The sequence below is a fragment of the Caballeronia sp. ATUFL_F2_KS9A genome (assembly GCF_023630765.1).
GTDB lineage: Bacteria > Pseudomonadota > Gammaproteobacteria > Burkholderiales > Burkholderiaceae > Caballeronia > Caballeronia zhejiangensis.
This window is the reverse complement of the sequence record NZ_JALQEK010000015.1, coordinates 24,471-51,402: the sequence shown is the minus strand read 5'-3', so window position 1 is coordinate 51,402 and position 26,932 is coordinate 24,471. Positions and strand designations below refer to the sequence as shown.

The window sequence follows — 26,932 nt, the reverse complement described above, 5'->3', positions numbered from 1 at the left end:
GGACCGTGAAACGACTCCACGCCGATGATAGTGCGGATACCCGTGTGAAAGTAGGTAATCGTCAGGCTCCTCATGCTCCAAACAAAAACCCCACCCCAAAAGGTGGGGTTTTTGCGTTTGAAGCGCGGTATCTGCGAATCCGCGAAGTGCGCGTTGCGCAAGCGCTAGAATCTCTCTACAGCTTTTCAAAAAGTACGGCAGCGCCGTCGATTTCCCCATGCTACGTCTAAGCGAACTCAAGCTCTCGCTCGATCATCCCGAATCGGCTATCGAAACTGCGGTTCTCGCGCGTCTCGCGGAAATCGGCGTTGGCGCGAACGAACTCGTGAGCTTTCACGTATTTCGCCGCGCACACGATGCCCGCAAGCGCGCCGATATCAAGCTCACCTACATCATCGATGTCGAGTTGCGAGACGAAGCGTCGGTGTTGAAGCGACTGGAAGCGCATCCGCATCCGCACTGCGGCGTGACGCCCGACATGGCGTATCGTTTCGTCGCAAAAGCGCCGGCGCAATCGACGATGCTGCGTCCCGTCGTCATCGGCATGGGACCGTGCGGGCTTTTCGCCGGCTTGATCCTCGCGCAGATGGGCTTTCGGCCGATCATTCTCGAACGCGGCAAAGCGGTGCGCGAGCGGACGAAAGACACGTGGGGCCTCTGGCGTCGCAACGAGCTCAATCCGGAATCGAACGTGCAGTTCGGCGAAGGCGGCGCAGGCACGTTCTCGGACGGCAAGCTCTACAGCCAGATCAAAGATCCCAAACATTACGGCCGCAAGGTGCTCGACGAGTTCGTCAAAGCTGGCGCGCCGGAAGACATTCTGTATTTGAGCCGGCCGCACATCGGTACCTTCCGGCTGGTGAGCATGGTCGAGAAGATGCGCGCGCAAATCCATCAGCTTGGCGGGGAAGTGCGATTTCAGCACCGCGTTGAAGACATCGACATCGATAACGGCAAGGTGCGAGGGCTCAAGCTTTCGACGGGCGAAACGCTGCGCTGCGATCACGTCGTGCTCGCCGTCGGTCACAGCGCACGCGATACGTTCGAGATGCTGCACGAACGCGGCGTCTACATGGAGGCCAAGCCGTTCTCGCTCGGCTTCCGGATCGAGCATCCGCAAGGCGTGATCGACAGAAGCCGCTTCGGCAAATTCGCCGGCCACGAAAAGCTCGGCGCCGCCGACTACAAAGTGGTCCATCACTGCAGCAATGGACGCGCGGTCTATAGCTTCTGCATGTGCCCGGGCGGCACGGTCGTCGCGGCGACGTCCGAGCCGGGCCGCGTCGTGACGAACGGCATGAGCCAGTATTCGCGCGCCGAGCGTAACGCGAACGCGGGCATCGTCGTCGGCATTACGCCGGATGACTACCCGGGCGGCCCGCTGGCCGGCATCGCGTTTCAGCGCAAGTGGGAAGAGCGCGCGTTCGAACTCGGCGGCGGCGACTACTCCGCGCCGGGGCAACTCGTCGGCGATTTCATCGCGGGGCGCGCATCCACTTCGCTCGGTTCCGTGGCGCCGTCCTACAAGCCGGGCGTAAAGCCGACCGATCTGAGCACCGCGCTGCCCGATTACGTGATCGAAGCGATTCGCGAAGCGTTGCCCGAGCTCGACAAGAAGATCAAGGGATTCGCGATGCACGACGCAGTGTTGACCGGTGTCGAGACGCGCACGTCGTCGCCGATCCGCGTGCGTCGCAAGGACGACTATCAGAGCGTCAATGTGGAGGGGCTTTATCCGGCGGGAGAGGGCGCGGGCTACGCTGGGGGCATCTATTCGGCTGCGATCGACGGCATCGAAGTGGCGGAAGCCGTCGCGTTGCAGATGATGGCGCAACACGCCGAGACGGTCTGATCGTCCGCGCTCCCAACGAGGTCGCGAACATGCCATCCGATGCGCTTCTCATCACCAATCGAGCGGTTGCTGTCGTCTTGCCGAAGCAGCCGTTCGTCGATTGGATCAACCGCGCCGATCCGGCACCAGACCCGCAGCGTCCCGTTCTTTTCGACGAGGCGCGCGACGACCCAAACACGTTCCTGATTCCATGCGGAGGCGACGATGTTATTGAGTCCGCCGAGAAATGGATCAACCGAAACTGGCAGACGATTTTCGACCAGATGCTCGACGACTGGCACACGGACGACGCATTGTGGCCGCAGAGGCGATCGCTCAAACTCTTTCGCGAATGGTGCGAAGTGCGGCTTCACGGCACAGTGTTCGACTGTTCCGACGAGCCAATCCAAATCGACCTCGGACCGGCCTGATCAAAGAAAAACGCGCCGGAACACGGCGCGTTTTTTTCACCAAAATAGAAGCCTCAAGTCACCACACCCACCTGCCAAGGCACGAACTCACTCTGCCCATACCCGTGGAGTTCGCTCTTCGACGCCACGCCTGACGCACAGTCGAGCATCATCTGGAAGATTTCGTCGCCGAGTTGTTCGATGGTCGCGGAGCCGTCGATCACGCCGCCGCAATTGATATCCATGTCCTCTTCCTGGCGTTCCCACAGCGCGGTGTTCGTCGCCAGTTTGAGCGACGGCGACGGCGCGCATCCATAAGCCGAACCGCGTCCCGTCGTGAAGCAGATCAGATTTGCGCCCGATGCAACCTGGCCCGTCGCCGACATCGGATCGTAGCCGGGCGAATCCATGAACACGAAGCCTTTCGCGTCGATGCGCTGAGCGTACTCGTACACTTCGACGAGATTCGTTGTCCCGCCTTTCGCGACCGCGCCGAGCGATTTCTCGAGGATCGTCGTCAATCCGCCGACCTTGTTGCCTGCCGACGGATTGTTGTCCATCGCCGCGCCATTGCGCGCGCAGTATTCTTCCCACCACTTGATACGCGTGAGCAGTTTCTCTCCGACCTCGCGGCTCACCGCGCGGCGCGTCAGCAGATGCTCCGCGCCATACACTTCCGGCGTTTCGGAAAGAATCGCCGTGCCGCCATGCGCGACGAGCTTGTCGACCGCCGCGCCCAACGCGGGATTCGCCGAAATGCCCGAATAGCCATCCGACCCGCCGCACTGCAAACCGACGATCAGGTGCGACGCCGGCAGCGGCTCGCGCTGCACGCGATTGGCATCGGCGAGCATTTCCTTCACCAGCGCGATGCCGCGTTCGATCGTCTTGCGCGTGCCGCCGCTATCCTGAATCGTGAAGCTCTTCAGATGCGAACCGTCCTTCAGCCCGCTCGATTCGAGCACACCGGAAATCTGATTGGTCTCGCATCCCAGACCCACGAACAGCACCGAATGAAAATTCGGATGCACCGCGTAACCCGCAAGCGTGCGCCGCAAGATGCCGAGCCCTTCGCCCTGCATGTCGATGCCGCATCCGAGACCGTGCGTCAGCGCGATCACGCCGTCGACGTTCGGGTAATCCGCGAGCGCTTCCGGATGCACGTCGCGCCGGAAATGATCGGCGATCGCGCGGGCGACCGTCGCCGAGCAGTTCACGCTCGTCAGCACGCCGACGAAATTGCGCGTGGCGACGCGGCCGTCCTCGCGGCGGATGCCCATGAAAGTCGCGGGCTTGTCGACGAACGGCGTCGGATGCAGATCGACGCCGAACTCGTGCTCGCGCGCGAAATCGGCCATCGACAGATTGTGCGTGTGGACGTGCTGCCCGCGCGCGATCGCTTCCTTCGCCACGCCGATGATCTGGTTGTAGCGCTTCACGGGCGCGCCCGCCGCGATATCGCGCGTCGCGATCTTGTGGCCCGGCGGAATCAGCCCGGCGACGACGAGATCCTCCGACGCGATCCGCGCGCCGGAGAGCAACTGACGCGTCGCGATCACGACGTCGTCGTTGGGATGCAGCCGGATGACCGCATGGTCGGTGGATGTGGTGGACATGGTTTTGTTCTCAGACTCAGACCGTGGAAGGTGCGCGACCGTCGTCGCGCCGGGCTTGCTCTTCTTCGGCGCGATTGAGCGGTTCGATCTTGCCGACAATGAAAAGATAGCTGAACGCGCCGAGGAAGCAGAAGCCGCCCGCGACGCACAGCGGAATCACGAACGAGCCCTTGGTGATCGCGAGCATCACGCCGGTGAACGTGGTGATGACGATGCCCGCCAGATTCGACGCGAAATTCTGGATGCCGCCGATCGACGCGACGTGATCCGGCGTCGGCGCGACGTCGCTCGGGAGCGACCAGATCGATGCAGCGGCGAACGCGAGACTCGCGTAAGCGATGCCGAAGAACGCGAGCATCAGATAAATGTTTTCGACGAACGCGCACAGCGTGATGACGGACGACATCAGCATGCCGCCGACCATGCAGGTCTTGCGTGCGGCGGTCAGGCTCCAGCCGCGCTTGAAGAGCGAATCGGAGATGAAGCCGCCGAGCCAGCCGCCGGGAATCGACATCAGCGCGGGAATCGTGCCGAGCGTGCCGAGCGATTTCAGCGAGAAGCCGTGCGCCTGCACGAGATAGCTCGGGAACCAGGTGATGAAGAAGTAGATCACGAAGTTCAGGCAGAAGAAGCCGAGCATCATGCCCCACAGCGTGCGGTACTTGAACAGCGACGCCCACGACACCTTGTTCTTCGGCGCAACCGGCACCGGCGCGACATCGGTCTCGCCGGTGAGATCGCCCTTCGACTTGTTACGGTAGATCAGGAACCAGCCGAGAATCCACACGAAGCCGATCACGCCGGTAATGACGAACGACGCTTCCCAGCCGAACGAGCTGATGATGAACGCGACGACCGGAATGGACAGTGCCGAACCCACGCGCGAGCCCGAATCGAAGATGCTGGTCGCGAATGCGCGCTGCGATTTTGTGAACCATTGCGACACGAGCTTCGCGCACGACGGATACGCGCCCGCTTCGCCGACGCCCAGCATCAGGCGGCAGCCGAACATGCCGACGACGCTCGTCGCAACCGCGGTCAACGCCGTGAACACCGACCACCAGCCCACCGCGAGCGGCAATGCGATGCGTGCGCCGACGCGATCGACGAACCAGCCGAACGGCATCTGCATGAGCGCGTAGCTCCAGAAGAAGCCGCTCAGGATGAAGCCCATTTCGGCCGGGCCGATATTGAGCGCTTTTTCGATTTGCGGCGCGGCGACCGCAAGGTTTGCACGATCGATGTAATTGATCGCGATTGCCAGAAAGGCCAGAAATATCACTACCCAACGCATTTTGCGCATCGTTTGTCTCCTCAATGGGGCGGCACTTCAATGTGTTCCAGCTCGATCCGCGATGCCGGCGCGGTGAGCCGTGATTGAAAATCGGTCGGGCCGGTCGTCAGGCGGTTTCGAGTGCGTCGCGAAGACGCGTTTGTTCGATGTCGAGCTTCAGTTCGCGCGCCAGATCGATGACGGGCTGAAAGCGTCGAACTTTCTTCTCGTCGTGATTGCGCGCGATGTCAGCGAGCCGATGGACGAGAAACGGGTTCTCGAAGCGGTCGCGCACGCTCGCGAGGTAGTCGGCCGCAACGTCGCCCTTGCCGAGCGCCGCGAATACGGGAAGCACTTCGTCGCGCCACGTCGCTTCGAGCGGCTCGCGATAGGCCGGATCGCGCATCGCGTCGAGTACGGTCATGTCCGGCGAGCGGTCGCGCGTGCGCCAGATCTGCGCGAGCATCGTGTGGCCGAGATTCAGCATCAGAAGCTTGAAACGTTCGTAGTGCGCGAGATCGTCGGTGACGACGATGTCCTCGTGCTCGCACGGCAATACCATGCCGTCCTGACGCTCGATCGCCCACAGCGCGTACGGCTCCGCGATCGCGCCGACAGGTTGTATCGGCTCCGACACGATGCGGTCCACGAGCGAATTCACCCACACGCAGTCGTTCGTCAGATAAGCGATGAACGCGTCGTCGACGTTCCAGCCGCGCGCCACGCCGATGACCAGATCGCGCAGCGTATCGCCGTTGCGCGAAACGAGTTCGCAGGGCAGAAGCGTGATCGGCGCGCCGCCGGCGCGATGCCGCGCGTGCAGCAGCACCGCGAGCTTTGCCGCGAAGCCGCGCGGCGTGCGCTGGCCGTCGAGCAGATCGGCGGTGTCTTCATCGAAAAGCGCGTACCCTGCGTCGGCGGTGTTCGAGACGATCACTTTCACGTCGCGCTTCACGCGCTCGATCAGCAAGGGCCAGTCTTCGTTCGCGTGCAGCGCTTCGGTGATGGCATCGCATTCGACCGTCATATCGATGGTTTCATCGCGCTGACGGCCACGGATGCGCACCGGATAACGCCCGGCCGAGCGCAAGGCCTCGACACGCGCGCGGCTGTCGGCGCTCGACGTCGTCTGGACGACGGTGATCTTGCCGAGCGCTTTCGCCGGATCGCGGCGCGCTGCAACGGTCACGAAAAAATCGACGTGTGCCTGCAAAAAGCGGCTGGTGCCGAATTGAAGAATCGGATTGCTCATCGTCGCGCGCGCTAGGGAGGAATTTGGTCTGGGAACGGTTCCAGATCGCCGTAAAAAAATTGGCCCACCTGGCCTTACCGGATTGCATACTAGTGTCTTGAAATAGAATTGGTCAAGCCACTTGTAAGCAGTCTGCGGACGGCAAACGCCCGCCCCACGGCGCGTCAACCCTTCCACTGATTACAATCCACGTTTTCCCCGAGACGAAAAGCAGGAGCCAGCTCGTGAGCGTCAAACCAGCCGAAACGCGTCGCCTCTATCTACAGATCGCCGACAAGCTGCGCGGGCTGATCGAACAGCAGGATTTCGCGCCGAACGGCCGCTTGCCGTCCGAGCGCGAACTGGCGCAGACGCTCGGCGTGTCGCGGCCATCGGTGCGCGAGGCGCTTGTCGCGCTGGAACTGGAAGGGCGCGTCGAAATTCGCATGGGCTCGGGCGTGTACATCGTCGCGGCGCCGTCGGCGAAGCCGGCGACGAGCGAAGCGGAACTGGGCGAAAGCCCGATCGAGATCATGAACGCGCGCGGCGTAATCGAGGGCGCGATCGCGGCGAGCGTCGCGCCGTTCGCGAAACCGAAAGAGATCAAGGCGTTGCGCGCCGTGTACGAGACGATGGCGCGCGAAGTCGCGAACGGCCAGGTGCCGATGGCGGCCGATCGCGCGTTTCACATCGCGATCGCGCAGATGACCGGCAACGACGTGCTCGTGCGAACGGTCGGCAGCCTGTATGACGAGCGGCATAGTCCGCTGTCATCGACACTGCGTGGGCACTTCGAAGGAGAGGAAACGTGGGCGGCCGCGCTTGGCGAGCATCGCGAGATTCTGGAAGCACTGGAAGCGCGCGACGCCATACAGGCGCAAGCCGCGATGCAGCGGCACATGCGTCAGTCCGCGGCGCGCCTCATGACCAAACGCAAAAGCTGACGCCGGCGCGCGCTCGGAACGCGCACCGGTTTCAGACGCGCGATCGCGTCAGCCCGGATAGGCTTCATCGACCTTCAGACCCGCCAGCTTGAAGATCACGCGCAACGTTTGCGGCGCAATCTCGCGGCGTGACGCGAGCGTCGTCAGGACGAAATCCATCACCTTGGCGTACTTCAGCATGGTCAGGCACGTTTCGATATCGGTGGAGCCGTCGCGCATCGATTCGGCGAGGCGCAACATCTCCACGGAAATCTCTCGTGCCATTTCGAGTTCGAGTTGCTGCTTTTCGCTCCACGCGGGCATCGCGGTCAGTGCCGCGAGCATCTCCTGAAATTGTTTCTCTGCTTTCTTGTCCGGGATCGCATCCATCGCCGTCCTCTCATGTTCATGGCGCCGGCGAGTCGCATTCGCCGCGCTGTGCGTTAGGTGTTACGTAACAAGGTGGGCGCGGGTGACGACGTTCGACGTGTCGAGGCACGGCTTGTTACTGGCTTGTTGCTCCTGCTTGCTGCATCGGTACGCAGCCGCGAGGCCACGCTGTGTCGTCTTTTCCAATGGCCTCATTGTCCGACGATGCACAATCCGTTCCATGCGTTTGCTGCCACGCATTGGCCGATCAGCCGTGGCTGGAACAAGAGCGTCTTCGCGCTTTTGGGTAAACTTCCCCTTTTGAGACGGCAGAACCAGCGGTTAGCGCACATTCGGCGCGAACTGCTCCGCTTTTTTTATTCAACACACCTTCAAGATGACCAGGAAGTCCTCCGCGTCGGCTCCGGGCACACCCGACCCATCCACCAAACACGAGATTCGTCCAGGCCAGTCGATCGAACTGCTGAAGGAACTCCATATCCTCACGCGCGACGGCAAGATGAATCAGGACAGCCGCCGCAAACTGAAGCAGGTCTATCACCTCTATCAGTTCATCGAACCGCTTCTCGCCGAAGTTCACGAGCGCCAAGGGGCCGTATCACTTGTCGATCACGGTGCAGGAAAATCCTATCTTGGGTTTATTCTCTACGATCTCTTCTTCAAGACTCTGCGCGATCGGTCACACATCTTTGGAATCGAGACGCGCGAAGAGCTCGTAAAAAAATCGGAAGAATTGGCTGGCCGACTCGGGTTTACGGGGATGTCATTTTTGAATCTGTCGGTGGCCGAATCAATTGATTCAGATCGTCTACCTGATTCGATCGATATCGTCACCGCGCTTCACGCGTGCAACACCGCCACCGACGACGCCATCCAGTTCGCTCTGCAAAAGAAAGCGAAATACATCGTCGTGGTGCCGTGCTGTCAGGCGGAAGTGGCTTCGGTGCTGCGCAAGAACAAGGGCCACTCGCTTTCGAAGAACGTGCTGACGGAAATGTGGCGGCATCCGCTGCACACGCGCGAATTCGGGAGCCAGATCACGAACGTGCTGCGCTGCCTGCAGCTCGAATCGCACGGTTATCAGGTGAGCGTAACGGAACTCGTCGGCTGGGAACATTCGATGAAGAACGAGCTCATCGTTGCGCAATTCAAGGACTTGCCGCGCGGCCGGCCTGCGCAAAGGCTGTCTGACGTGCTGGAAACGCTCGGGCTGGACGAGTTGCGCGAGCGCTTTTTCGCGCCCGCGCACTGATCAGGACTTCTCTTTCATCCACGCTGCGAAGCCGTCGTGCCCGAGACGGCGCAGCGTTTCGATATTGCGTTCGTAGATGTCGGCCGCATCGGGAAATGCAGCCACCGCGCGATCGATGCTCGCTTCGCGGATCAGATGGAACGTCGGGTACGGCGCGCGATTCGTGTAGTTGTCGATATCGTCGGGCCCGGTGCCTTCGAACCGATAGTCCGGATGAAAACTCGCGATCTGCAATTCGCCCGCGAGTCCCAATTGATCGACGAGGCGCTCGGCGAAGAAGAGCGCGTCGTTATAGTCGGCGAAATCGGCGAACGCGTGCGGCGTGATGAAAAGCGTCGTGTCGATTACTTCCGCGGCGGTGTCGCGCAAGAGGCGAAGTTCATCGGTCAGTTCCACGACGAGGTCGTCCACGCCGCGCGCCTCGCTCACCACATAGCGAATCTGCTCTTTGACATGCACGCTCTTCGCGAACGGGCACAGGTTGAGTCCGATCACCGCGCGGGTGAGCCAGTGTCGGGTCGCCGCGATCACTTCGTCGCGGTTGCTGCTGTCATTCATGAATCTTCCTGTTTGCGATGCCCGGCGCAGGCCGCCGCGATCAGCGTGCGCGCGATGCGCGGCGCGGCGAGCAGCGGGCCCGAACCGGGGCCGTAGGTCTGGCTCGTCGCGTAGATGCCGTCGACGAGCAACGCGAGCGATTCCGCCAGCTCGACGGGATTATCCGCTCCGGCGGCCGTCGAAATTTCGACGAGACGGGTCATCAGGTAACTTTTGTTGCGTTCGACCGATTGGCGCGCGGGATGCGCCGGATCGCCGAATTCGCACGCGATGTTCACGAACGGGCAGCCGCGGTAATCGGGCGACGACGCGCGCTTCACCAGTTCTTCGAGCGCCTGGACGAGCTGTTTCGCCGGCTCGCCGGGATGTTTCGCGACGCTCGCCTCGAAGCGCCGCCGGAATCTTTCATCCATGCGCTCCAGATACGCGACGACGAGTTCGTCTTTCGACGCGAATTGCCGATACAGGCTCATTTTATTGACGCCCGCCCGCTCGACGACGGCATCGACGCCGATCGCGCGGATGCCGTCGCGATAGAAAAGCTCCTGCGCCGCGTCGAGCAATTGCTCCTGCGCGGTCGCCGCGTCCGTGCGCGCGTTACGACGGGCGGCGGTTTTCGGCTGATCGGACGTTACTCGGGTCAAGATCGGATCCTCGATGATTTCTGCTGCATGCTTGACATGTTACCGATCGGTAACTAAGCTCGCAACTCTGATGTGACAGAACGGTAACGAAGGTTCTTGCTTGAGATAAAAATCAACCTGACGGAGCAGCGATGAATTGGGTAGCGAGACGGCTGAACGGCCGTATGCATTACGGCTGGGTCGCGGTGGGCGTCGTGTTCCTGGTGTTGCTCGCGGCGGCTGGCACGCGCGCAACGCCGAGCGTCATGATGTTGCCGCTCGAAAAGCAGTTCGGCTGGTCGCGCGGCACGATTTCGCTGGCGATCTCGATCAATCTCGCGCTCTACGGTCTCGCGGGCCCGTTCGCCGCGGCCGCGATGCAGCGTTTCGGCGTGCGCCCGACCGTGCTGGCCGCAATTGCGACGCTTGCCGCCGGCGTCGGCATTTCGTCGATGATGACCGAGCCGTGGCAAATGGTACTCGTCTGGGGCGTGATGGTCGGCAGCGCGACGGGCGTGGCCGCGCTCACGCTGTCCGCGACGATCGTGAATCGCTGGTTCACGACGCATCGCGGCCTCGCGATGGGCATTCTCACCGCGAGTTCCGCGACCGGCCAGCTCGTGTTCCTGCCGTTCCTCGCTTCGATCTCCGAGCATTACGGCTGGCGTCCGGTGGTGTTCGTCGTCGCGGCGGCGGCGGCGATCGTGTTGCCGCTCGTCGCGTGGCTGCTGCCCGAGCGCCCGGCCGATCTCTCGCTGCGTCCGGTCGGCGAGACCGCCGACTTGCCGCCCGGCGCGCTCCCGCCGCCGAAAAATCCGATCAAGGTCGCGTTCGGCACGCTCGCGATGGCTAGCAAGACGCGCGATTTCTGGCTGCTGTTCTTCAGCTTCTTCGTCTGCGGCGCGAGCACGAACGGTTACGTCGGCACGCATCTGATCGCGATGTGCTCCGACTACGGCATGACGCAAGTGCAGGGCGCGACGCTGCTCGCCGCGATGGGCATTTTCGATCTGTTCGGCACGACGCTCTCCGGCTGGCTTTCCGACCGCTTCAACTCGCGCGTGCTGCTGTTCTGGTACTACGGCCTTCGCGGACTGTCGCTGATCTATCTGCCGTATGCGTTCGGCATCGATTTCTTCGGCCTGCCGCTCTTCGCCGTGTTCTACGGGCTCGACTGGATCGCCACCGTGCCGCCGACCGTGCGCCTCGCCACCGATGTCTACGGCAAGGAATCGGCGCCGATCGTGTTCGGCTGGGTCGTCGCGGGCCATCAGCTCGGCGCGGCGTTCGCGGCGCTCGGCGGCGGCATGCTGCGTTCGAGCCTCGGCAGCTATACCGTCGCCACGATGATCTCCGGCGGCCTGTGCCTCGTCGCCGCCGTGACGGTGCTGCGCATCAATCGCGCGGGCCGGACGATGGGCGTCGCCGCGACCTGACGATCTGCACGCGCGCGCGAGCTTGTTTATCCTTGTCGCGTTGAACGGCGCGCATCTTTGCCGATGCGCGCCGTTTGTCTTTCATCACGCCAACGAGGATCAACATGAGCACGAAACCCGCTCCGACCGATGTCGACATCCACGAACTGATCGCCGGCCGCTGGAGCCCGCGCGCCTTTTCCAATGCGCCGATCGACCGCACGACGTTGCATCGCCTGCTCGAAGCGGCGCGTTGGGCGCCGTCGTCGAACAATTTGCAGCCGTGGCGTTTCATCGCGTTCGATCGTCATCGCGACGAAGCCGCGTTCAAGCGCGCGTTCGATACGCTCGCGCCGTCGAATCAGAAATGGAACGTGAACGTGCCGCTGCTCGTCTGCGTGACGGCGTCCACGCTCACGCCGAAAGGCGACGCGAACCGCACCGCGACTTATGACACCGGCGCGGCCGCGATGGCGCTGGTGCTCCAGGCGCACGCGCTCGGACTCGCGACGCATCAGATGGGCGGCTTCGACCGCGACGCCTTCCGTCAGGCGTTCTCGGTTCCCGCCGATGTCGAGATCATCGCGATGATCGCGATCGGGCATCACGGCGACGCGAGCGAGCTCGACGACGCGCTGCGCGAGCGCGAAGCGGCGCCGCGCGCACGCAAGACGCTGGCTGAAACGGCCTTCGAAGGCGCGTGGGACAAGGCGTTCAAGTAAGCGCGGTCAGTGCTCGTCCGCCGCCGACAGCGGACGAGCGACATCTTCGAGCGATTTGCGCTCCGCCGCGACGCCCCAGATTCCGGCGACGACCGCCGCCGCGATCATCAGCAGCGAGCCGATCAGATAGCCGACGAACACAGGGCCGCGCTCGTGCGTGTCGATCAACTGGCCGAAAAGCGTCGGCCCGATAATGCCGCCGAGCGCCGTGCCGAACGCGTAGAACACGGCGATGGCGAGCGCGCGAATTTCCAGCGGGAACGTCTCGCTCACGGTCAGATACGCGGAACTCGCCGCCGCCGACGCGAAGAAGAAAATCACCATCCACGCGATGGTTTGCGTCGTCACGGTGAGCATGCCGTGCATGAACATCCAGCCGCTCACCGTCAGCAGCACGCCCGAGATCGCATACGTCGACGCGATCATGCGACGCCGTCCGAGCACGTCGAAAAGTCTGCCGAGCAGCACCGGACCGAGAAAATTCCCGGCGGCGAACGGCAGCACGTACCAGCCGATGTGATCGCCCGGCACATGATAGAAATCGGTCAGCACGAGCGCGTAGGTGAAGAAAATCGCGTTGTAGAAGAACGCCTGCGCGGTCATCAGCACCAATCCGACGAGCGAGCGGCTGCGATGCGCCTTGAACAGCGTGTGGACGACTTCGCGGATCGGCGTGCCATCACGCGCGTGCAGACGCAGCGGCTTGACGGGCGTGTCGGGAATCTCGACGCCGTGCTGCCGAAAATGCGCCTCGATTTCCTCGACGACGTGCCTCGCCTCGTCCGCGCGATTGTGCGTGATGAGCCAGCGCGGGCTTTCCGGCACCCACATGCGCATGAAGAGAATCGTGAGCCCGAGCGCCGCGCCGATCAGAAAGCACGCCCGCCAGCCCCAATCGGGCGGAAGCAGCGCGGGATCGAGCAGCACGATCGAGCCCGCCGCGCCGATGCCCGCGCCGACCCAGAACGTGCCGTTGATCGCGAGATCGGTCCAGCCGCGCAGGCGGGCGGGCGTGAATTCCTGAATCGTCGAATTGATTGCCGTGTATTCCCCGCCGATGCCCGCGCCCGTCAGAAAACGGAACAGTACGAACGTGGCGAGATTCCACGAGAACGCGGTCGCGGCGGTCGCGGCCACGTACAGAAAGAGCGTGATGAAGAACAGCTTGCGCCGGCCGAGCCGGTCCGTGAGCCAGCCGAACCCGAGCGCGCCGAGCACCGCGCCCGCGATATACGCGCTGCCCGCGATACCGACATCGGCATTCGAAAACTGCAGCGCCGGGCTCGATTTCAGCGCGCTCGCGACCGCGCCGGCGAGCGTCACTTCGAGGCCGTCGAGCAGCCAGGTGATGCCGAGCGCAAGGACGATCAGCGTGTGAAAGCGTCCCCACGGCAGGCGATCGAGCCGCCCGGGCAGATCGGTTTCGATGATGGCCGGGCGATCGCTGGCTGTATCGCTCAAACGGGTCTCCCGTGGCGTGGCGGTTTCGTTCATGCGTCCGGAGCGTGCTCTCGAAATCAAACAAATTGCCGCGAGGCGAGCAAGTTATATTCCGCTTTTGTCGAATAAACTCAATGGTTTAAAAATATCTGAAATGCGGTTGATGCGCCCGCGCGAACGTGTTAAAAACGCCGTCCATGTTTGAATGCGGCGTCTTTCAGGACGCCGCCGATGCCCATGACTTATTGCGCGATCGATTTCGGCACATCGAATTCAGCGGTGGCTTTGCCCGACGGATTGTCGATCCGGCTGGCGCCCGTCGAAGGCGAAGCGACGACGCTGCCCACCGCGGTTTTCTTCAACACCGACGAGAATAACCAGTCCTACGGCCGCGCGGCGCTCGAAGCGTCCATCGACGGCTTCGACGGCCGCCTGATGCGCTCGATGAAGAGCATTCTCGGTTCGCCGCTCGCGGACAACAGCACCGACCTGGGCGACGGCTCGGCGATCAAATACACCGATGTCATCACACTCTTTCTGCAGCATTTGAAGCAGAAGGCGCAGGCGCTCGCCGCCGAACCGCTCACGCGCGCGGTGCTCGGCCGCCCCGTATTTTTCGTCGACGACGATCCGCGCGCCGACCATCTCGCGCAAAAGCAGCTCGAAGCGTGCGCGCACGCGGTCGGCTTGCGCGAGATCCATTTCCAATACGAGCCGATCGCGGCGGCCTTCGACTATGAGGCCGGGCTGACGCAGGAAGGCCTCGTCCTGGTCGCCGATATCGGCGGCGGCACGTCGGACTTTTCGCTCGTGCGCGTCGGTCCGGAGCGCGCGCGGCATCTCGAGCGCAAGGGCGATGTGCTCGCGCACCACGGCGTGCACGTCGCCGGCACGGATTTCGACCGGCGCGTGGAACTCGCGACGGTGCTGCGCGAACTCGGCTATCAATCGCTCGATCCGAAAGGGCGCGAAGTGCCGAGCCCCGTGTATTTCGATCTCGCGACCTGGCATCTGATCAACACGGTCTATACGCCGAAGCGCGTGAGCGAATTGCAACTGATGCGCCATCTCTACACCGACGTGCGGCATCACGATCGGCTGATGCGCGTCGTGTATCGCCGGCTCGGGCACGCGCTGACCGCGCACGCCGAGGAAGCGAAGATCGACGTCGCCGCGGGCGGCACGACCGAAATCGACATGGAAGAGGTGGAAGAAGCGCTGCGCGTCGGGTTCGACGAGACGCAGCTCATCGCGGCCGGCGCGGACGAAACGCGGCGGATCGTCGAGGCGGCGCACGAGACGCTCAAGCGGGCGGGCGTCGCGCCGGCGGACGTGGGCGCGGTTTATTTCACAGGTGGCACGACGGGTCTGCGATTCCTGTCGGACGCGCTTTCGGCGGCGTTTCCCGGCGCGAGACCGGTATTCGGCGATCGCCTCGCCAGCGTGGCGAAAGGACTCGGAATCTACGCGCAACGCATCTTCGCCTGATGCGGATCACGCAGCCGCGCAGAAAACAAAAAACCCCGCCGAAGCGGGGTTTTTCATACGAATTCTAGCGGGTCTTAGACCGGCTTGATGTTCGCGGCTTGCTTGCCCTTCGGGCCGGTCTTCACTTCGTAGGAAACCTTTTGGTTTTCCTGAAGCGTCTTGAAGCCTTCGATGCGGATTTCCGAGAAGTGCGCGAACAGATCTTCGCCGCCGCCATCCGGAGTGATGAAGCCAAAGCCCTTTGCGTCATTGAACCACTTGACGGTACCGGTTTCCATGTTACTTGTTCCAAAAAAATGATGAATAAGGCCGAAGCCCAGGGGTGCGGAAAATCAAGGAAGGGGCAATGGGACCAACCGGAGTACCGTGATGGCGAACTCGAAAGAACCAATTCACTCGCCACTTGAAATCCTGCAAGAAGCTTTATACGGCGAAACGATTTCGCGGTCAATTAATATCCGACAACTCTGAAGGGATTTTTTTGAGATGCGTAAGCAAATTTTACAGCGCTTGCGCATCCGGTCTCGACTGGCTCAAGGAATCCCCGCTTTGGGGCGAACTTCTCTCCAATATGCACTGCATTCGAAAGGTGCAACCGTTAAACTACGCGCCTTCTTGACGGTTGCACCGATATCGCCGGCTGCCAGACATGGTCGTTGCTAGATCGGGCAACGGCGGCTCCGCGAGCCGTTTCTTTCCGGCAGTGCGAGATTTTGGAGGAAAAGTGACAGAGAAGTCGATTAAGCGAAACATCGGTCCGTTGGCGCTGATGCTGACGGGCCTCGGATCCATCATCGGGTCGGGGTGGCTGTTCGGTGCGTGGAAGGCGTCGCAGATCGCCGGACCCGCCGCGATTTGCGCGTGGATCATCGGTGCGGTGGTCATCCTGGCGATTGCGCTGACCTACGCCGAACTGGGCGCAACCTTTCCCGAATCCGGCGGCATGGTGCGCTACGCGCGCTATTCGCACGGCGCGCTGGTCGGATTCATCAGCGCTTGGGCGAACTGGATCGCGATCGTGTCCGTCATTCCGATCGAAGCGGAAGCGTCCATCCAGTACATGAGCACCTGGCCGTACGAATGGGCGCACGAGCTGTTCGTCGGACATACGCTCACGACTACTGGCCTGCTGTTGTCGGCCGTGCTGGTCGTCATTTACTTCCTCCTGAATTACTGGGGCGTCAAGCTGTTCGCGCGCGCGAACTCGATCATCACGATCTTCAAGTTCCTGGTGCCGGGTTTGACGATCGGCGGTCTCGTCTTCTCGGGCTTCCATTCGGAGAACTTCGGCACGGCGTCGAATTTCGCGCCGTTCGGATGGTCCGCGGTTCTCACCGCCGTGGCGACGAGCGGGATCGTGTTCAGCTTCAACGGCTTTCAGAGCCCGGTGAACCTCGCGGGCGAGGCGCGCCATCCGGCGAAAAGCATCCCGTTCGCCGTGGTCGGTTCGATCCTGATCGCGCTCGTGATCTACGTGCTGCTTCAGATCGCGTACATCGGCGCGGTGAATCCGGCGGATGTGGCGAAGGGCTGGCAGCACTTCAACTTTGCATCGCCGTTCGCGGAACTGGCGATCGCGCTCAACCTGAATTGGCTCGCCATCCTCTTGTACGTCGATGCGTTCGTCAGTCCGAGCGGCACCGGCACGACCTATATGGCCACGACCACGCGCATGATCTACGCGATGGAGCGCAACAACACGATGCCGAAGATGTTCGGCAACGTGCATCCGTTTTACGGCGTGCCGCGTCAGGCGATGTGGTTCAACCTGTTCGTGTCGTTCGTGTTCCTGTTCTTCTTCCGCGGCTGGGGCACGCTCGCGGCGGTGATCTCGGTGGCGACGGTCATCTCGTATCTCACCGGCCCGGTCAGCCTGATGGCGTTGCGCCGCGCGGCGCCGGATCTGGATCGCCCGGTCAATATTCCGCTGATGGGCCTGGTCGCGCCGTTCGCATTCGTGTGCGCGTCGCTCGTGCTGTTCTGGGCGAAGTGGCCGCTGACCGGCGAGATCATTCTGCTGATGGTCGTCGCGTTGCCGGTGTACTTCTATTTTCAGAGCAAGGTCGGTTTCGCAGGCTGGGGCCGCGATCTGAAGGCTGCTTGGTGGCTCGTGGCCTATCTGCCGTCGATGGCGGTCATGTCGCTGATCGGCAGCAAGGACTTCGGCGGAAACGGATTGCTGCCGTACGGCTGGGACATGGCGGCGGTCGCCGTGCTCGCGCTGATCTTCTATTACTGGGGCGTGCACACGGGTTATCGCACGACCTATCTCGAAGAGCGCGAAAGCACCGACGACATTCTTCACGAAGTCGGCGCGTAAGCGTTTCGCCTTCGCCGAACAAAGCCCGCCTGAGCGATCAGGCGGGCTTTTTTCGATCAGTCGTCGGTGAAGACGTAGTTGGTCATCGCGAGCGCACGCTGGAATGTGCCGAGCGACTGGATGCCGAGCCGATAATCGTCCGCCGCCGCGCCGAGCGCGCTGAACACCGGCAGCAGATGCTCGTCGGTCGGATGCATCAGCGCGGCGTGCGGCGCGCGTGCGCGATAGTCGAGCAGGGCGTCGATGTCGCGTTCGGCCATGCGGCTCTCGAACCAGTCGGTGAATTCGGCCACGCGCGGATCGGCGTCTTCAGGGCGAGCGCTGAAATCGGCCATGCGCAGATTGTGCGTGATTTGCCCGGAACCGACGATCATCACGCCGTCATCGCGCAACTCGCGCAGCGCCCGGCCGATGCGGAAATGGTGCGCGGCATCGAGATGCGGCTGAATCGATAGCTGCGTGACCGGCACCTCGGCGTCGGGGAACATCAGCAGCATCGGCACCCATGCGCCGTGATCGAGCCCGTGATTCGTCGTCGCGGCAGGAATGCCTTGCGCGCCGAGCAGCGCGGCGGCGCGCTTCGCCAGATCGGGCGCGCCGGGCGCCGGATAGCGCAGTTCGTAGAGCGCGCGCGGGAAGCCGTAGAAGTCGTGGATGGTCTCCGGGCGCTCGGCGGTGCTAGCGACCGGCTGCGCCGTGCCCCAATGCGCGGACAGCATCAAAATGGCGCGGGGGCGGGGCAGCGTCTGACCGAGCGATGCGAATTCGGCGGACGGCATCGACGGGTCGATCGGCAGCGTCGGCGCGCCGTGGGAAATGAAAACGGTGGGGAGTCGGCTCATGGCGGCAAATTCCTAAGCGGTATGCCGTGAATGTAGTACCGCTAACTCCGTTTATAAACGGTCCGGCGGGCAACGAATTGTGTCGCCGGCGTTGTCAATCCGACGCTTCGCCGCGCAGCCCGCGCCACGCGGGTGCAACCGGTTGGGCAAAGCCGAACAGATCGATGACGCGCGCGACGGTGTGATCGACCATTTCGTCGATAGTGGCCGGCTTCTGATAGAACGCCGGCAACGGCGGAAAGATCACACCGCCCATTTCGGTGACGGCCGTCATATTCCGCAGATGCGCGAGGTTGAACGGCGTTTCGCGCACAAGCAGCACCAGACGGCGACGTTCTTTCAGCACGACATCGGCGGCGCGAGTGATGAGATTGTCCGAAAGACCGTGCGCGATGCTCGCGAGCGTTCGCATCGAACAGGGCGCGACGACCATGCCGTCGGTTGCGAACGAACCCGACGCAATGGTCGCGCCGACATCGCGCACGCTGTGGACGACATCGGCGAGCGCGTGGACCGCGGCTTTATCGAGTTCGAGTTCGTGCTGGATATTGAGCCAGCCGGCGCTGGAAACGAGCAGATGCGTCTCGACGCCGGACAGGCGGCGCAGCGTCTCGAGCAGACGCACGCCGTAGATGGCGCCCGTTGCGCCGGTGATCGCGACGATGAGCCGTCGTTTCGCGGCAGCGGGCGCGCTCACTTGCTAAAGACTTAAGCGGCGGCGAAAAGCTGTTGCAGTTCGCCCGATTGATACATCTCCATCATGATGTCCGAGCCGCCGATGAACTCGCCCTTCACGTAGAGCTGCGGAATGGTCGGCCAGTTGGAGAATTCCTTGATGCCCTGGCGGATGTCGTCGTCTTCGAGGACGTTCACGGTCTTGATCTGATCGACGCCGCATGCCTTGAGCACTTGAATTGCGCGGCCGGAGAAGCCGCACATCGGGAATTGCGCCGTGCCCTTCATGAAAAGGACGACCGCGTTCTGATCGACGATTTGCTTGATGCGTTCTTGCGTATCCATGGCGTTCCTGCGCTTGAGATTTCGGTGAGAGTTCTCGAAATGATAGCGGATTTCGATTACACGAGCCGGGCCGTCAGGCCGTGAACCGGCCGCCCGAGCAACGTTCGATGCCCGCGAGATCGCGCATCGAGTACACGTCGCTGAAACCGCGTGCGGTGAGCAGCGCGCGCACCGATTCCGCCTGGTCGTAGCCGTGCTCGATCCACAGCGCGCCGTCGTGCGCGAGAAGACGCGGCGCGTTATCGACGATCGTGCGGATCGCGGACAAACCGTCGGCGTCGTCGGTGAGCGCGCCGCGCGGCTCGAAGCGCAGGTCGCCTTGTTCGAGATGCGGATCGCCGCTCGCGATATACGGCGGATTGCTGACGATCGCCTCGAACCGCAACGACGGATCGATGTTCGCGGTCCAATCGCTTTCGACGAAGGTCACGTTACCGCTCTTCAGCAGGCGCGAAGCGTTGCCGCGCGCGACATCGAGCGCGGCGCGCGACCGGTCGACGGCCCACACGCGCGCATCGGGCCGCGCGTGGGCGATCGAAATCGCGATCGCGCCGGTTCCCGTGCCGAGATCGAGCACGCGCGGGTTCGACGCATCGGCGATGGCTTCGAGCGTGAGTTCCACGAGCAACTCGGTTTCCGGCCGCGGGATCAGCACGTCGGGCGTCACGTCGAATTCGAGGCCGAAGAATTCGCGCTTGCCGATCAACTGCGCGATCGGCTCGCCGTTCGAGCGCCGCGCCGCGAGCGCCTCGAAACGCGCGACCGCGTCTTGCGGCAGCGTCTCGCGATCGCGCGTGATGAGTTCCGTGCGCCGCCAGCCGAGTACGTGCATCAAGAGAATGCGCGCTTCGAGCGGCGGCAGCGCGCACGCGCGCAATAACGCGGCGGCGTCGCTCACTCCGTTTCCCCGAGCGCCGCGAGCTGCTCGGCCTGATGCTCGGACACGAGCGCGCCGATCAGTTCGTCGAGATCGCCGTCCATGATGTACTCGAGCTTGTAGAGCGTGAGGTTGATGCGGTGATCCGTCATGCGCCCTTGCGGGAAGTTGTACGTGCGAATGCGTTCCGAACGGTCGCCCGAGCCGATCAGACTCTTGCGCGTCGCCGCTTCCTTCGCGTGCTGCTCGTGATACTGCTTGTCCTTGATGCGCGCGGCCAGCACCTTCAGCGCGCGATCCTTGTTCTTGTGCTGCGAGCGGTCATCCTGACATTCGACGACGATGCCCGTCGGCAAGTGCGTGACGCGCACCGCCGAATCCGTCTTGTTGATGTGCTGCCCGCCCGCGCCTGACGCGCGGAACGTATCGATGCGCAAATCGGCCGGATTGATGACGACTTCGCTGATCTCATCGGCTTCCGGCATCACCGCGACCGTGCACGCGGACGTATGAATGCGGCCTTGCGTTTCCGTCGCCGGAACCCGCTGCACGCGATGCCCGCCCGATTCGAACTTGAGCCGCGAATACGCGCCCTGTCCGGCGAGCCGCACGATCACTTCCTTATAGCCGCCGAGATCCGAGACGCTTTCCGACATCGTCTCGGCCGTCCAGCGATTGCGTTCCGCATAACGCAGATACATGCGCAGCAGATCGCCCGCGAACAGCGCGGATTCGTCGCCGCCCGTGCCCGCGCGAATTTCGATGAAGATGTTGCGATCGTCGTTCGGATCTTTCGGCAGAAGCATCGTCTGCAGTTCGCCTTCGATCTTCGTCATGCGCTCGCGCGCCTCGCCGATTTCCTCTTCGGCGAAATCGCGCATCGACGGATCGGAAAGCAGTTCCTGCGCGGTCGCTTCGTCGGTCAAAGCCTGTCGCCACAGAGCGTATTGCTCGACGATCGGACTGATTTCCGCGTGCTCGCGCGTGAGTTTCCGGTACTGATCCATGTCGGAAGTCACGTCTTCGCGGCTCAGCAGTTCGTTGAGATCGACCAGCCGCTTTGCAAGCTGGTCGAGCTTGCCTTGCATGCTCGTTTTCATCGGACGGAGATGACGCGGTGAGCGTCAGGAAGAACTGCGATCGGAAAGCCGCCGCGTAAATCGCGGACAGCCTTTGAGAATAGCAAAGAGAAGGCCGCTAACGTTCCGACGAATCGGACGACGAGCCGTGACGGTAGAAGCCGCTCATCAGGTCGATGAGCTGGTTGCGCTCCTCGCTGCTTGCTCGGTTGAGCGCGTGCGTCGGACCGTGAATCAGCTTGTTCGTGAGCGATTGCGAGAGCGCTTCGAGCACGGCGGCGGGGTCGTCGCCGCGCGCGAGCATCTTGCGCGCGCGTTCGAGTTCGGCGCGGCGCAGCGCGTCCGCCTGCGTGTGCATGTGGCGGATGACCGGCACGATGCTGCGCGCATCGAGCCATTGCATGAAATTCGCGACGCGCGTCTCGATGATCGATTCGGCCTGCGCGACCGCCGCCTGACGCGACGCGTTGCCCTCGCGCACGATCGCACCGAGATCGTCGACGGTGTAGAGGAACACGTCCTGCAAATTGCCGACTTCCGGCTCGATATCGCGCGGCACGGCGAGATCGACCATGAAGATCGGGCGATGCCGGCGCGCGCGCACTGCACGCTCGACCGCGCCGAGACCGATGATCGGCAGCGTCGACGCCGTGCACGACACGATGATGTCGAACTCGTGCATGCGCGACGGCAATTCGGAAAGCGGAATCGCGCGGCCGTTGAAGCGGCCGGCGAGCTTCTCGCCGCGCTCCGCCGTGCGGTTGGCGACGACCAGCTCACGCGGATTCTGCGCCGCGAAATGGGTGGCGCAGAGCTCGATCATTTCGCCCGCGCCGATGAACAGCACGCGCTGGCTGGAGATATTCTCGAAGATGCGCTGCGCGAGGCGCACGGCGGCGGCGGCCATCGAGACGGATTGCGCGCCGATTTCGGTCGTCGTGCGAACTTCCTTCGCGACTGCGAACGTGCGCTGGAACAACTGATTGAGATACGTGCCGAGCGCGCCGGCTTCGGACGCGGTGCGCACCGCGTCCTTCATTTGTCCGACGATTTGCGTCTCTCCGAGCACCATCGAGTCCAGCCCCGATGCGACGCGGAACGCGTGACGCACCGCTTCCGACTGCGGCAGCGCATAGACATGCGGCGCGAGCTCGGGAACGGGGATGTTGTGGTACTTCGAGAGCCACTGGATCGCAGCTTCGCGGGCGGCGGAGTCGTCGGTGGCGCAGTAGAGTTCTGTGCGATTGCAGGTCGAGAGAATCGCCGCTTCGGGCGACGCCTTCGCGAGCGGGCCAAGCCAAATGTCCTTCAGCGCGCCCAGCGCGGGCTTCAGCTGTTCGAGCGGAAACGCCACGCGTTCGCGCAGAGCGACAGGCGCAGTGTGGTGGTTGATTCCGATCGTGAGGAGCTGCATTTTTTTGGGCTGATGCTTTGGGCCTAAGCCGATGGCCTTTCAGATAGCCCAATATTATAGCCTTTTGCGTATTTCTTCATTTATAGGTGGCATTTGGGGCGCGACCGCGCCCGAAGTGCCGAAAACGCCCGCGCAGCCGGGCGTCGAGCGGTTTGCCGGAACCAGCGTGTGGCAGAAAGCCGCGCCTGTCAGCGGAAATACTTCGCAAGCTCGAGCGCTCGCGCCTCCAGTTCCTCGATCGGCATTTCATCGGTTCGGCGCGCCATTTGCCGGTTTCGCGCGCTATGTTCTTCCTCGCAGATCGCGGCGCGTGACGCGGAGTCATGATTCAGATGAAACAGCGAGGAATCCGGTCCGGCAAGTGCATGCCAACGCAGACCGAGCCGCGCGCCGCGGATGAACAGGTCGTCGTCCTCGCCGCCCCAGCCCGTGAACTGCGGATCCACGCCGCCGATACGGATGAATTCCGGGCGTTTAAAAAGGTTGATTGCGCCCGGCGTGTTGGCGTAGAGCACATTGATATCGTCCGGTAAATCGCCTTCCATGAACGGAGCGAATTCGTCGAAGTTTCCCGATTCGATAAACGTTTGGCGTCGATCGCCTGAAACATTCAGCACGCGCGAGAATGGGCAAAGCACGTCGCTGGCATCGCCGTCCATTAATGCGTCGACGGCCGATTTCATCATGCGTGGATTGGCGATCATATCGGCATCGTGCATGCAGATAATCGGGCTTTTTGCCATTAACGCACCGAGATTGACGAGCCTCGCTTTCGGAAACGGGCCGGTATCGTGCACGAATACGTGCCGGATGCGCGAATCGCCGATCTCGGTCCAACTGAACGTGGGCGCGGCGTCCGCTTCGATCAGCCAGATGTGAAAGTCCGAATAGGTGCGGACAAGGTGGCGCAGAACGCCACGCAGGTTATCGCGCCTTTCCTGACCGGAGCCGCGATACGTGACGATCATTTCGAGACCACGCAGGGAAATTGGATTGGCTTCAGTCATAGGAAAATGCCGCCTTTGAAACCGTCAATTCGTCGCGTGAAAATCAGTAACGCGATTAACGAAGTGGCGATAAATGTGAAGTTCGCTTTATAAATGGCAAGAATATATATAAAGCGCAAAGATGAAAGGATTTTATCATTCGGCCGAGCGGCGGAGTTTCGGAAAACTCGCATAATCTTCTCAGAAAGAAGAAGCGCGCTTTTGGTTCCCTTCGATGCGATTTCGGTACGCGCATTCCGAGCCTTGCGCTCCCCATATCCGGCCCCTAAACTCAAGCGCTACGTCGCGCCGAGGATTGCCCTAAATCATGTACATCCACCGATCTGCTCCGCTTTGCAACGAATCGACACCGATGGAGCATCGCCGCTGATGGGCTGGATCGGACTGATTTTTCTCGGTGCGGTGATCGGCGCGGCGGGCTGGTGGCTGCATCCGCTACGCCGTGCGGGACGCGTCGCGCGCGGTCCGGCGGGCTACGTCTGGACGGCCATCGCCGCTGGCATACTGGCGACGGTTGTTGCGCGCATGCTCGGCAATATCGTCGATGTATATCACGACGGCGACACGCTCGAATGGCTCGCGTGCGCGGTCTTCGCGCTCTTCGTCGTGACGACGACTGTCGGACTGGCGGCGCGCCGCTGATCTCGATTTTGTGACGCGGGCGGGTGATCCTTGCCGCGCGTCGTGCTCTTCGCGCCCTACGCGGGCTTTCAAGCAGGTGACTTCATGAACGATCGCATTGCAGATTCAGCCATTCCGGAACCCGCCATGTTCGCGAGCCGCATCGAGTCGTTGCGCGGCCAGATGGCGCGCGAAAAGCTCGCCGCCGTGCTGATTCCATCGGCGGATCCGCATCTTTCCGAATATCTGCCGGAACGCTGGCAAGGGCGTCAGTGGCTTTCGGGCTTCACCGGCTCGGTCGGCACGCTCGTGGTGACGGCGGACTTCGCGGGCGTCTGGGTCGACAGCCGCTACTGGACGCAAGCCGAGACGCAACTCGCCGGCACCGGCATCGTGCTCATGAAGATGATGGGCGGGCAGCAGACCGCGCCGCACGTCGACTGGCTCGCTGAAAACGTCGCATCGGGCGCGACGGTCGCCGTCGACGGCACCGTGCTCGGCGTCGCGGCGGCGCGTGCACTGTCCGATGCGCTGAGTGCGCGCGGCATCGTATTACGCACCGATGTCGATCTGCTCGATGCCGTGTGGCCCGCGCGCCCCGGCTTGCCGGAGGCGGCCGTCTACGAGCATGCGGCGCCGAATGCGAGCGTCGCTCGCGCGGACAAGCTCGCGCAAGTGCGCGACGCGATGCGTGCCAAAGGCGCGCAATGGCACTTCGTTTCCACACTCGACGATCTCGCGTGGATCTTCAATCTGCGCGGCGGCGACGTGAGCTACAACCCGGTTTTCGTCGCGCACGCGCTGATCGGTCTCGACGATGCGACGATTTTCGTCGCGGACGGCAAGATTCCGGGCGCGCTCGTCGAATCGCTGTCGCGCGACAACGTGCGCGTCGCGCCGTACGCCGCCGCATCGGAATCGCTCGCGTCGCTGCCCGCGGGCGCGACGCTCCTGATCGACCCGCGCCGAATCACGCACGGCTTGCTGGAGAAAGTGCCGTCGGCGGTGAAAATCGTCGAGGCGGTGAATCCGTCGACGTTCGCGAAGTCGCGCAAGACCGCGGCGGAAGCGGAGCATATCCGCGCGACGATGGAGCAGGACGGCGCCGCGCTCGCCGAATTCTTCGCGTGGTTCGAGGAAGCGCTGGGACGCGAGCGCATCACGGAACTGACCATCGACGAGAAGCTGACTGCCGCGCGTGCACGCCGCCCGGGTTTCGTCACGCTGAGCTTCGGCACGATCGCGGGCTTCAACGCGAACGGCGCGAAGCCGCATTACCGCGCGACGGAAGCGTCGCATGCGGTCATCGAAGGCAACGGTCTGCTGCTGATCGATTCGGGCGGCCAATATCTGAGCGGCACCACGGACATCACGCGTGTCGTGCCGATCGGCGAGATCACGGCCGAGCACAAGCGCGATTTCACCGTCGTGCTGAAGGGTACGATGGCGCTTTCGCGCGCGCGTTTTCCGCGCGGCATCCGTTCGCCGATGCTCGATTCGATCGCGCGCGCGCCGATCTGGGAAGCGGGCGCGGACTACGGCCACGGCACGGGACACGGCGTCGGCTATTTCCTGAACGTGCACGAAGGCCCGCAAGTAATTTCGCACTACGCGCCCGCCGAACCGTGGACGGCGATGGAAGAGGGCATGATCACGTCGGTCGAGCCGGGCATTTATCGGCCGGGCAAGTGGGGCATCCGCATCGAGAATCTCGTGATGAACCAGGCGGCGGGCAAGACCGAATTCGGCGATTTCCTCGAATTTGAAACGCTGACGCTTTGTCCGATCGACGCGCGCTGCATCGATGTGTCGTTGCTGCGCGAAGACGAACGCGCGTGGCTCAACGCGTATCACGAAACCGTGCGGCGCCGCGTGTCGCCGCATGTGACGGGCAAGGCGCTGGCATGGCTCGAAGAGCGGACCAAGGCGATCTGACCCACGGAGCAGCGAGCAATGACCATCAAGGCAGTCGTATTCGATTTCGGCGGCGTGCTGATCGACTGGAATCGCGAATATCTCTACAAGCATCTGATTCCAGACGACACGGAGCGCCGCTGGTTCCTCGACAACGTCTGCAAGATGGAATGGGTCGTGCAACAGGACGGCGGGCAGACCATCGAGGACGGCACCGCCGAACTGATCGCCGTCTATCCCGAGCACGAAGCGCTGATCCGCGCGTTCTACGCACGCTGGCCGGAAATGGTGTCCGGCGTGCTGGAAGAGGGCGTGGCGCTCGTCGACCGGCTCGAAGCGGCGGGCGTGCCGCTCTTCGGCCTCACGAACTGGTCGGCGGAGACGTTTCCGTATGCGTGGGAACGCTTCGACGTCTTGCGGAAGTTTCGCGAGATCGTCGTGTCAGGGCGCGTGGGCCTCGTGAAGCCTGATCCGCAGATTTTCGGTTTGATGCGCGCGGAAATCGAACGGCATCTGCCGGGCGTTCAGCCGAACGAACTCGTGTTCATCGACGACAACCCGATGAACGCGCAAGCCGCGACGGCGCTCGGCTGGCACGGCGTTCACTACACCGGCGCGCTGGAAACCGAAACGAAGCTGCGCGCGCTGAATCTGCCGATCTGAAAG

27 protein-coding genes are annotated in these 26,932 nt (G+C 62.8%); 12 read left to right on the top strand and 15 right to left on the bottom strand.

Translation table 11 applies throughout. The annotated features are described in order from the left end of the window. The 3 genes from NCS67_RS11440 to NCS67_RS11430 form a co-directional block, all read left to right on the top strand. On the top strand, positions 1 to 230 hold a 230-nt coding region (locus tag NCS67_RS11440), incomplete at its 5' end, for a hypothetical protein (protein WP_250435246.1). Then, positions 218 to 1,852, top strand: a complete 1,635-nt coding sequence (locus NCS67_RS11435) for an NAD(P)/FAD-dependent oxidoreductase (protein ID WP_250435243.1) — start codon at positions 218 to 220, stop codon at positions 1,850 to 1,852. The genes NCS67_RS11440 and NCS67_RS11435, both read left to right, overlap by 13 nt. 29 nt (positions 1,853 to 1,881) lie before the next feature. Then, a complete protein-coding gene (locus NCS67_RS11430; protein ID WP_250435242.1) occupies positions 1,882 to 2,262 on the top strand; it encodes a hypothetical protein in 381 nt (126 codons plus the stop codon). A 53-nt stretch (positions 2,263 to 2,315) separates the two neighbouring features. Here the strand turns inward: NCS67_RS11430 and NCS67_RS11425 are convergent, their stop codons facing one another. From NCS67_RS11425 to NCS67_RS11415, 3 genes are all read right to left on the bottom strand, one after another. Beyond that, the gene (locus NCS67_RS11425) at positions 2,316 to 3,857 is read right to left on the bottom strand and encodes a UxaA family hydrolase (RefSeq protein WP_008344367.1); all 1,542 of its coding nucleotides are present in this window, start codon (positions 3,855 to 3,857) and stop codon (positions 2,316 to 2,318) included. A gap of 16 nt (positions 3,858 to 3,873) precedes the next feature. Next, a complete protein-coding gene (locus NCS67_RS11420) occupies positions 3,874 to 5,160 on the bottom strand; it encodes an MFS transporter (RefSeq protein WP_008344369.1) in 1,287 nt (428 codons plus the stop codon). Positions 5,161 to 5,257: 97 nt separating this feature from the next. Next, on the bottom strand, positions 5,258 to 6,382 hold the full coding sequence (locus tag NCS67_RS11415) for a mannitol dehydrogenase family protein (RefSeq protein WP_250435241.1): 1,125 nt from the start codon (positions 6,380 to 6,382) through the stop codon (positions 5,258 to 5,260). Positions 6,383 to 6,606: 224 nt separating this feature from the next. Between NCS67_RS11415 and NCS67_RS11410 the strand changes: the two genes are divergently transcribed. Further along, positions 6,607 to 7,305: a FadR/GntR family transcriptional regulator gene (locus NCS67_RS11410; RefSeq protein ID WP_175983099.1), complete on the top strand. Its 699-nt coding sequence runs from the start codon at positions 6,607 to 6,609 to the stop codon at positions 7,303 to 7,305. A 48-nt stretch (positions 7,306 to 7,353) separates the two neighbouring features. Here the strand turns inward: NCS67_RS11410 and NCS67_RS11405 are convergent, their stop codons facing one another. Next, positions 7,354 to 7,674, bottom strand: coding sequence for a hypothetical protein (locus tag NCS67_RS11405; protein ID WP_008344375.1), 321 nt, complete (start codon positions 7,672 to 7,674; stop codon positions 7,354 to 7,356). A gap of 376 nt (positions 7,675 to 8,050) precedes the next feature. On the opposite strand from NCS67_RS11405, the gene NCS67_RS11400 reads away from it, so the two are divergent. Beyond that, positions 8,051 to 8,926 (top strand): class I SAM-dependent methyltransferase, encoded by an 876-nt coding sequence (locus NCS67_RS11400; protein WP_008344377.1) that lies wholly within the window; start codon positions 8,051 to 8,053, stop codon positions 8,924 to 8,926. Here the strand turns inward: NCS67_RS11400 and NCS67_RS11395 are convergent, their stop codons facing one another. Both NCS67_RS11395 and NCS67_RS11390 read right to left on the bottom strand, forming a co-directional pair. Then, positions 8,927 to 9,484 carry a DUF1415 domain-containing protein gene (locus NCS67_RS11395; protein WP_250435239.1) on the bottom strand — a complete coding sequence of 186 codons (558 nt, stop codon included), beginning with the start codon at positions 9,482 to 9,484 and terminating at the stop codon, positions 8,927 to 8,929. Further along, a complete protein-coding gene (locus NCS67_RS11390) occupies positions 9,481 to 10,128 on the bottom strand; it encodes a TetR/AcrR family transcriptional regulator (RefSeq protein ID WP_250435238.1) in 648 nt (215 codons plus the stop codon). Before NCS67_RS11390 ends, NCS67_RS11395 begins: the two co-directional genes overlap by 4 nt. A 131-nt stretch (positions 10,129 to 10,259) precedes the next feature. Between NCS67_RS11390 and NCS67_RS11385 the strand changes: the two genes are divergently transcribed. Together NCS67_RS11385 and NCS67_RS11380 are read left to right on the top strand one after the other, a co-directional pair. Then, positions 10,260 to 11,543, top strand: a complete 1,284-nt coding sequence (locus NCS67_RS11385; protein ID WP_033536108.1) for an MFS transporter — start codon at positions 10,260 to 10,262, stop codon at positions 11,541 to 11,543. Between the two features lie 104 nt (positions 11,544 to 11,647). Continuing rightward, positions 11,648 to 12,244 carry a nitroreductase family protein gene (locus NCS67_RS11380; RefSeq protein ID WP_175983102.1) on the top strand — a complete coding sequence of 199 codons (597 nt, stop codon included), beginning with the start codon at positions 11,648 to 11,650 and terminating at the stop codon, positions 12,242 to 12,244. Between the two features lie 6 nt (positions 12,245 to 12,250). On the opposite strand, the gene NCS67_RS11375 is transcribed toward NCS67_RS11380, so the two are convergent. After that, positions 12,251 to 13,738 (bottom strand): MFS transporter, encoded by a 1,488-nt coding sequence (locus NCS67_RS11375; RefSeq protein WP_051078918.1) that lies wholly within the window; start codon positions 13,736 to 13,738, stop codon positions 12,251 to 12,253. Positions 13,739 to 13,921: 183 nt separating this feature from the next. On the opposite strand from NCS67_RS11375, the gene NCS67_RS11370 reads away from it, so the two are divergent. Next, a complete protein-coding gene (locus tag NCS67_RS11370) occupies positions 13,922 to 15,172 on the top strand; it encodes an Hsp70 family protein (RefSeq protein WP_250435249.1) in 1,251 nt (416 codons plus the stop codon). A gap of 74 nt (positions 15,173 to 15,246) precedes the next feature. Here the strand turns inward: NCS67_RS11370 and NCS67_RS11365 are convergent, their stop codons facing one another. Beyond that, the gene (locus NCS67_RS11365) at positions 15,247 to 15,450 is read right to left on the bottom strand and encodes a cold-shock protein (RefSeq protein WP_007000074.1); all 204 of its coding nucleotides are present in this window, start codon (positions 15,448 to 15,450) and stop codon (positions 15,247 to 15,249) included. A gap of 491 nt (positions 15,451 to 15,941) precedes the next feature. Here NCS67_RS11365 and NCS67_RS11360 point away from each other — a divergent pair, with 491 nt between their 5' ends. After that, a complete protein-coding gene (locus tag NCS67_RS11360) occupies positions 15,942 to 17,492 on the top strand; it encodes an APC family permease (protein ID WP_075583595.1) in 1,551 nt (516 codons plus the stop codon). Between the two features lie 56 nt (positions 17,493 to 17,548). On the opposite strand, the gene NCS67_RS11355 is transcribed toward NCS67_RS11360, so the two are convergent. From NCS67_RS11355 to NCS67_RS11325, 7 genes are all read right to left on the bottom strand, one after another. After that, positions 17,549 to 18,334: a DODA-type extradiol aromatic ring-opening family dioxygenase gene (locus tag NCS67_RS11355; RefSeq protein WP_250435237.1), complete on the bottom strand. Its 786-nt coding sequence runs from the start codon at positions 18,332 to 18,334 to the stop codon at positions 17,549 to 17,551. Between the two features lie 94 nt (positions 18,335 to 18,428). Further along, complete coding sequence (locus NCS67_RS11350) at positions 18,429 to 19,031, bottom strand: UbiX family flavin prenyltransferase (RefSeq protein ID WP_250435236.1); 603 nt, start codon at positions 19,029 to 19,031, stop codon at positions 18,429 to 18,431. An 11-nt stretch (positions 19,032 to 19,042) separates the two neighbouring features. After that, a complete protein-coding gene (gene grxD / locus NCS67_RS11345; protein ID WP_008344391.1) occupies positions 19,043 to 19,354 on the bottom strand; it encodes a Grx4 family monothiol glutaredoxin in 312 nt (103 codons plus the stop codon). A 73-nt stretch (positions 19,355 to 19,427) separates the two neighbouring features. Beyond that, entirely contained in the window at positions 19,428 to 20,252 is an 825-nt protein-coding gene (gene prmC / locus NCS67_RS11340) for a peptide chain release factor N(5)-glutamine methyltransferase (RefSeq protein WP_250435235.1), read from the bottom strand. After that, entirely contained in the window at positions 20,249 to 21,331 is a 1,083-nt protein-coding gene (prfA, locus tag NCS67_RS11335) for a peptide chain release factor 1 (RefSeq protein ID WP_034473922.1), read from the bottom strand. Before prfA ends, prmC begins: the two co-directional genes overlap by 4 nt. Positions 21,332 to 21,428: 97 nt before the next feature. Then, positions 21,429 to 22,724 (bottom strand): glutamyl-tRNA reductase, encoded by a 1,296-nt coding sequence (gene hemA, locus NCS67_RS11330; protein WP_250435234.1) that lies wholly within the window; start codon positions 22,722 to 22,724, stop codon positions 21,429 to 21,431. A gap of 188 nt (positions 22,725 to 22,912) precedes the next feature. Further along, a complete protein-coding gene (locus NCS67_RS11325; protein ID WP_250435233.1) occupies positions 22,913 to 23,692 on the bottom strand; it encodes a glycosyltransferase family 2 protein in 780 nt (259 codons plus the stop codon). A 408-nt stretch (positions 23,693 to 24,100) separates the two neighbouring features. On the opposite strand from NCS67_RS11325, the gene NCS67_RS11320 reads away from it, so the two are divergent. From NCS67_RS11320 to NCS67_RS11310, 3 genes are all read left to right on the top strand, one after another. Beyond that, positions 24,101 to 24,373 carry a hypothetical protein gene (locus NCS67_RS11320; protein ID WP_034473925.1) on the top strand — a complete coding sequence of 91 codons (273 nt, stop codon included), beginning with the start codon at positions 24,101 to 24,103 and terminating at the stop codon, positions 24,371 to 24,373. A 126-nt stretch (positions 24,374 to 24,499) separates the two neighbouring features. Continuing rightward, positions 24,500 to 26,287, top strand: coding sequence for an aminopeptidase P family protein (locus NCS67_RS11315; protein ID WP_502801853.1), 1,788 nt, complete (start codon positions 24,500 to 24,502; stop codon positions 26,285 to 26,287). Positions 26,288 to 26,305: 18 nt separating this feature from the next. Then, positions 26,306 to 26,929 (top strand): HAD family hydrolase, encoded by a 624-nt coding sequence (locus NCS67_RS11310; protein WP_250435229.1) that lies wholly within the window; start codon positions 26,306 to 26,308, stop codon positions 26,927 to 26,929. The last annotated feature ends 3 nt before the right edge of the window (positions 26,930 to 26,932 follow it).

What these genes read in the sequence shown, in the direction of transcription:
- NCS67_RS11430 (WP_250435242.1), top strand. Translation starts at nt 1,882, where the DNA reads ATGCCATCCGATGCGCTTCTCATCACCAATCGAGCGGTTGCTGTCGTC.
- hemA (WP_250435234.1), bottom strand. Translation starts at nt 22,724, where the DNA reads ATGCAGCTCCTCACGATCGGAATCAACCACCACACTGCGCCTGTCGCT.
- grxD (WP_008344391.1), bottom strand. Translation starts at nt 19,354, where the DNA reads ATGGATACGCAAGAACGCATCAAGCAAATCGTCGATCAGAACGCGGTC.
- prfA (WP_034473922.1), bottom strand. Translation starts at nt 21,331, where the DNA reads ATGAAAACGAGCATGCAAGGCAAGCTCGACCAGCTTGCAAAGCGGCTG.
- NCS67_RS11385 (WP_033536108.1), top strand. Translation starts at nt 10,260, where the DNA reads ATGAATTGGGTAGCGAGACGGCTGAACGGCCGTATGCATTACGGCTGG.
- NCS67_RS11355 (WP_250435237.1), bottom strand. Translation starts at nt 18,334, where the DNA reads ATGAGCCGACTCCCCACCGTTTTCATTTCCCACGGCGCGCCGACGCTG.
- NCS67_RS11380 (WP_175983102.1), top strand. Translation starts at nt 11,648, where the DNA reads ATGAGCACGAAACCCGCTCCGACCGATGTCGACATCCACGAACTGATC.
- NCS67_RS11425 (WP_008344367.1), bottom strand. Translation starts at nt 3,857, where the DNA reads ATGTCCACCACATCCACCGACCATGCGGTCATCCGGCTGCATCCCAAC.
- NCS67_RS11420 (WP_008344369.1), bottom strand. Translation starts at nt 5,160, where the DNA reads ATGCGCAAAATGCGTTGGGTAGTGATATTTCTGGCCTTTCTGGCAATC.
- NCS67_RS11315 (WP_502801853.1), top strand. Translation starts at nt 24,500, where the DNA reads ATGTTCGCGAGCCGCATCGAGTCGTTGCGCGGCCAGATGGCGCGCGAA.
- NCS67_RS11405 (WP_008344375.1), bottom strand. Translation starts at nt 7,674, where the DNA reads ATGGATGCGATCCCGGACAAGAAAGCAGAGAAACAATTTCAGGAGATG.
- NCS67_RS11395 (WP_250435239.1), bottom strand. Translation starts at nt 9,484, where the DNA reads ATGAATGACAGCAGCAACCGCGACGAAGTGATCGCGGCGACCCGACAC.
- NCS67_RS11325 (WP_250435233.1), bottom strand. Translation starts at nt 23,692, where the DNA reads ATGATCGTCACGTATCGCGGCTCCGGTCAGGAAAGGCGCGATAACCTG.
- NCS67_RS11360 (WP_075583595.1), top strand. Translation starts at nt 15,942, where the DNA reads ATGCTGACGGGCCTCGGATCCATCATCGGGTCGGGGTGGCTGTTCGGT.
- NCS67_RS11435 (WP_250435243.1), top strand. Translation starts at nt 218, where the DNA reads ATGCTACGTCTAAGCGAACTCAAGCTCTCGCTCGATCATCCCGAATCG.
- NCS67_RS11375 (WP_051078918.1), bottom strand. Translation starts at nt 13,738, where the DNA reads ATGAACGAAACCGCCACGCCACGGGAGACCCGTTTGAGCGATACAGCC.
- NCS67_RS11365 (WP_007000074.1), bottom strand. Translation starts at nt 15,450, where the DNA reads ATGGAAACCGGTACCGTCAAGTGGTTCAATGACGCAAAGGGCTTTGGC.
- NCS67_RS11415 (WP_250435241.1), bottom strand. Translation starts at nt 6,382, where the DNA reads ATGAGCAATCCGATTCTTCAATTCGGCACCAGCCGCTTTTTGCAGGCA.
- NCS67_RS11310 (WP_250435229.1), top strand. Translation starts at nt 26,306, where the DNA reads ATGACCATCAAGGCAGTCGTATTCGATTTCGGCGGCGTGCTGATCGAC.
- NCS67_RS11320 (WP_034473925.1), top strand. Translation starts at nt 24,101, where the DNA reads ATGGGCTGGATCGGACTGATTTTTCTCGGTGCGGTGATCGGCGCGGCG.
- NCS67_RS11370 (WP_250435249.1), top strand. Translation starts at nt 13,922, where the DNA reads ATGACTTATTGCGCGATCGATTTCGGCACATCGAATTCAGCGGTGGCT.
- NCS67_RS11400 (WP_008344377.1), top strand. Translation starts at nt 8,051, where the DNA reads ATGACCAGGAAGTCCTCCGCGTCGGCTCCGGGCACACCCGACCCATCC.